This window comes from uncultured Campylobacter sp. (assembly GCF_938030815.1).
GTDB lineage: Bacteria > Campylobacterota > Campylobacteria > Campylobacterales > Campylobacteraceae > Campylobacter_B.
The window spans coordinates 1-4,197 of sequence record NZ_CALHII010000245.1 but is presented as its reverse complement, the minus strand read 5'-3'; the positions used below and the strand labels follow the sequence as shown (position 1 = coordinate 4,197).

The 4,197-nt window shown below is 49.1% G+C and carries 5 protein-coding genes; 4 read left to right on the top strand and 1 reads right to left on the bottom strand.

The features are described 5' to 3' along the window. On the bottom strand, window positions 1–944 hold a 944-nt coding region (locus Q0277_RS09180), incomplete at its 3' end, for a class I tRNA ligase family protein (RefSeq protein WP_297997452.1). A gap of 118 nt (window positions 945–1,062) precedes the next feature. Between Q0277_RS09180 and Q0277_RS09175 the strand changes: the two genes are divergently transcribed. The 4 genes from Q0277_RS09175 (at window position 1,063) to Q0277_RS09160 (ending at window position 4,097) form a co-directional block, all read left to right on the top strand. Further along, window positions 1,063–2,193, top strand: coding sequence for a CinA family protein (locus Q0277_RS09175; RefSeq protein WP_297997451.1), 1,131 nt, complete (start codon window positions 1,063–1,065; stop codon window positions 2,191–2,193). Between the two features lie 11 nt (window positions 2,194–2,204). Beyond that, the gene (locus Q0277_RS09170; protein WP_297997449.1) at window positions 2,205–3,008 is read left to right on the top strand and encodes a hypothetical protein; all 804 of its coding nucleotides are present in this window, start codon (window positions 2,205–2,207) and stop codon (window positions 3,006–3,008) included. A gap of 53 nt (window positions 3,009–3,061) precedes the next feature. Then, window positions 3,062–3,190: a hypothetical protein gene (locus Q0277_RS09165; RefSeq protein ID WP_297997448.1), complete on the top strand. Its 129-nt coding sequence runs from the start codon at window positions 3,062–3,064 to the stop codon at window positions 3,188–3,190. A gap of 376 nt (window positions 3,191–3,566) precedes the next feature. Then, window positions 3,567–4,097 carry an NAD(P)H-dependent oxidoreductase gene (locus Q0277_RS09160; RefSeq protein ID WP_297997447.1) on the top strand — a complete coding sequence of 177 codons (531 nt, stop codon included), beginning with the start codon at window positions 3,567–3,569 and terminating at the stop codon, window positions 4,095–4,097. Window positions 4,098–4,197: the final 100 nt, after the last annotated feature.

Here is a 4,197-nt window from a genome sequence, read left to right as displayed (position 1 = left end):
AGGACGTGCTCGCCGAGGATAAACTTTGAAGCTCTATCGTTTAGCGGATTGATCGCGTTTAGGCCTTCAAGCTCGGTAGCTCTAAATTCCTTTACGATCTCGCCCTTGGTGATGCCCAGGCTTACGAGGCTTTCGACCAAAGGTTTTGCAAGGATTAAATTTTCGCTCGTCAGCGCGTAAATTTCATTCGGGTTCAAAGATATCGCGCCGTTTGCGGGCAGCGTCCAAGGCGTGGTCGTCCAGATGACCGCTTTAGCGCCTTTCGCGCCGATTTTAGCGTTCGCTTCACCGCTTAGATCAAACGCCACGAAGATCGAGTAGTCCTCTTTGTCTTTGTATTCAACTTCGGCTTCTGCAAGGGCGCTCTTTGCCGCCCAGCTCCAAAACACGGGCTTTGAGCGCTCGATCAGAATTCCTTTTTTCGCGATCTGGCAGAGCGCTTTGTAAATTTCAGCCTCAAACTCAAATTTTAGCGTCAAATACGGATCGTCCCAGTCGCCCAAAATCCCCATATCTTTAAATTCATTGCGCTGCACGTCGATGAACTCTTTGGCGTGCTGTCTGCAAAGCTCGCGGATCTGCACTTTTGAAAGCGATTTTTTCCGCTCGCCTAGTTTGATCTCTACTTGCTGCTCGATCGGCAGACCGTGGCAGTCCCAGCCCGGCACGTAGCGGATATCTTCGCCGAAGAAATAATGGGTTTTGGTGATGATGTCTTTTAAAATTTTATTCAGCGCGTGGCCGATGTGGAGGTGTCCGTTGGCATACGGCGGGCCGTCGTGGATATTAAAGCTGACGCTTGCGCCCTTGCGCCTAGCTTTCATCTTTTCGTAAATTTTACGCTCGTCGTACCATGCCTTAAACCGCGCAGGTTCGTTTTGCGGTAGCGCGCCTCGCATCGCAAAATCCGTAGTAGGAAGAAAGAGAGTATCTTTGTAGTCCATATTTGTACCTTTTCGTGTCTTAAAAAATTTGTGAAGTTTATCCAAAACGCCATTAAAAAGCTCTGAAAGAGCAGTCTGCGTTTATGCTATAATGTGCGAAAATTTAATGAGGGTCTTTATGAAAAATATCATCCTTGTAATCGGCGAGGAGATCCGCTACGACGCGGCTTTGATGAGCTATATTTCTCGCAGCTACGAACGAGTTTTTGGGCGGATCGACGATCTGAAATTCTTAAGCGAAAACGATAAGGTTTTGCCCTTCGCGCTTGAAAAGATGATCGATTCGTACGATTTTATCACGATCTTTGCGGCAAACTCCGCCTACGCGGTCGTCGGAAAAATTTTATCCACGCTCTCTTTCGATTCGCTCGAGCTGAAAAACGGAGAAACCCTAGCGCCCTCGATGGCGCGCACGGTGGCGAAAAACAGCTTCCTACTAAACATCAGAGGCTGCTCGGTAAACGTGATCAAGGCGCTTTGCTTGCAGAGCTTGCCGCCGATCCTTCAAGACGCGCCGAATGCGGGCGAGAGCTTTTATCTATTCGATTGCGAATACGAAAGCGTAAAGCAGCGCCTAGAGAGCCTTGCGATCAGTTATAAAATTTCGCTTACGATCAGCAGGCCCAGCTCCTTTTTGCTGCTAGTGCGCGCCAGTGCGATGAAATTCGGAGCGCTGGACGCGTTTTTACAAAGCGTCGGCAAGTATTATGAGAGCTGCTACATCGAAGGCGGCGATTTTATGGGCTTTGTGGTGGATAGACTGCGCGAGATAGGCGCTAAGATCACCTTCGCAGAAAGCTGCACCGCAGGGCTCATCGCCGCAAAATTCGGCGCGGTCGCGGGCGTGAGCGACGTTTTTGACGGCTCGCTCGTAAGCTACGCCAACGAGATAAAAAATCTCTGGCTAAACGTAGGCGAAGATACGCTCGCTCGCTACGGCGCGGTAAGCGCGCAGACCGTGGGCGAGATGCTGGAGGGTGCGCTGCAAAGCAGCGGGGCGAGCTTCGCTCTTGCGGTAAGCGGTATCGCGGGCCCCGGCGGCGGAAGCGCGCAAAAGCCCGTAGGGACGGTCTTCATCGGCGCGAAGGAGCAGGGCGGCAAACAGATCGTCGGGGAATTTCATCTAAAAGGCGATCGAAACTACATCCGCGAACAAAGCGCCGATATCGCTATTTGCTTGCTTTTGAAGCTTAGAAGCGATCTGTTTTTCGGGCGGCTTCCGAGCGCGATTGCGAGAGATGAAATTTAAAGGAGCGGATTTTGAAAAGACGAATTTTGAAAGGGTGCGGACGCGATTCGGCGCAGAATTTTATCAGAGCGAGCGGCGAGCATGGCTTTGAACGATGGCAAAATTTCGATTCGGCAGGCGGTGCGCGAAATTTTACTTCGGCGGACGGCGGACTAAATTTTATCTCGGCGGGTCGCGCTAGAAATTTTAATTTTATAAACGATTTTAGTTTTATAAATGCGGCGCGAAATTTTACTTTAGCGCTAGCCGCGGCGTGCGTTTTGAGCGGCTGCGACGGCGGATCGGACGCGCAAAATCGCGAGCAAAGCGCACGATCGGAACAGAATTTTAGCGCGGGTAATCAAGGGCAAAATTTTAATAAAAGCGCGGATAGCTTGGGTCAAAATTCCGTTCAAAGCTCTACGCAAAATTCTATGCAAAGCTCCGTGCCGCAGGGCTTTGAGAGCAAGCAAAAATCCGATCTAAATTCCACGATAGACGAGCTTGCGAACGATGCTAGAGTTTTTGGCGAGGCCTTGCAAAATTTGCAGAAAAAAGCGCCTGAAGTCTTGAACGATTTCGCCGCTCGCAACGCCGATAGGACCAAGGATCTGCTAAAGCAGGGCGAGGCGGCGGCGCGCGAGGCGGGCAAAAACCTTGATCAGATGGGGCAGAGCCTGCAAGGCATCATCAAGGATGCGAACGAAAGTATCGGTAAAGTCTTGGAGGGCCTTGGCGTGCAGCCCAGACAGGAGCTGCGCGGCGGGCGCTCGCAGGAGCGCGATGATAATTCAGATCCTGAAGAGGCGGCTGGTAGGCAAAGCTTTAGAATTTAAATTACGCTAAATTTTACTCAAAATTTTTTGTTGTAACTACCACCCGCAGGAAAGTGGCAAGTCTTCGCAGGAGCGTAACGAGCCTGCACGAAAGCGTGACGGACACTCAAAAGAGCGCGACGATGGCTTGGAGTCTGATGACGAAAGCGGCGGACAAAGTTTTAGAATTTAAGCGCGGCTAAATTTCGCTTCAATTTGTTTGTTGCGGCGAATGCTCGCAGAAAAACGATGCTAAATTTTATTAAAATTTCCCCTGCGCGGCGGTTTCGTTAAAATTTTACTCGCGCGAGCTTCCGCAATGGAATATGAATATTTGCAAAGAAGTGGTAAACCTCCGTAAAACGCAACGAGTGCCCCAAGGGCAAGTATTTCTAAAATAAAGCGCGAGTAGTGGATGAAGTTTGGAATTCAAAGATTGCGCTCTTTGAAGTTACTGTAAAGATAAGCGGGCGGCGGCCGGTAAAGCTTTAGGATTTAAGGCTGCCTGCGATAAAACGAGAAAAATTTTACGAAGTAGGGCTATAATGCGCCCCGCAATTTCAAATTTAAAGGATAGAAATGAAAACTCTCATTATTTTGGCTCATCCAAATATCGCAAACTCGCTTGTAAACCGCCACTGGAGGGATGCTGTGCTAGCCCATCCTGATAAGTTCGAGCTTCACGATCTTTACGCGCTTTATGCGGATTTTAAAATCGATGTGGAAAAGGAGCAAAAACTGCTCGAAAGTCACGATAAAATCGTGCTGCAATTTCCGCTTCGTTTTTCAAACTGCACGCCGCTCCTGAAGCAGTGGCTCGAAGATGTTTTTACGCGCGGCTGGGCTTATGGCACAGAGAGCGGCGGCAAGCTTAAGGGCAAAAAATTCGCGCTTGCGATCTCACTTGGCGCGACTGAGGCAAACTACTCTAAAAACGGCATTGTGGGCTTTAGCGTAGATGAGGTGCTAGCGCCATTTAAGGCTACATTTAATTTCGTCGGCGCAGTTACGCTACCAAATTTCGTCTCATACGGCTTTACTTACGATAAAAGCGAGCAAGCCGTAGAAAATAGTGCGAAAAATTATATAAAGTATTTAAATCAGCTTTAAATTCTTTGTTTTTCTAGCCGCCCGTTGCGCGTAAAGCTTTAAAATTTTACGTAAGCGGCGCGGCTGATTTTTTAAAATTTTCGCTCAAAAAGCTCGAATT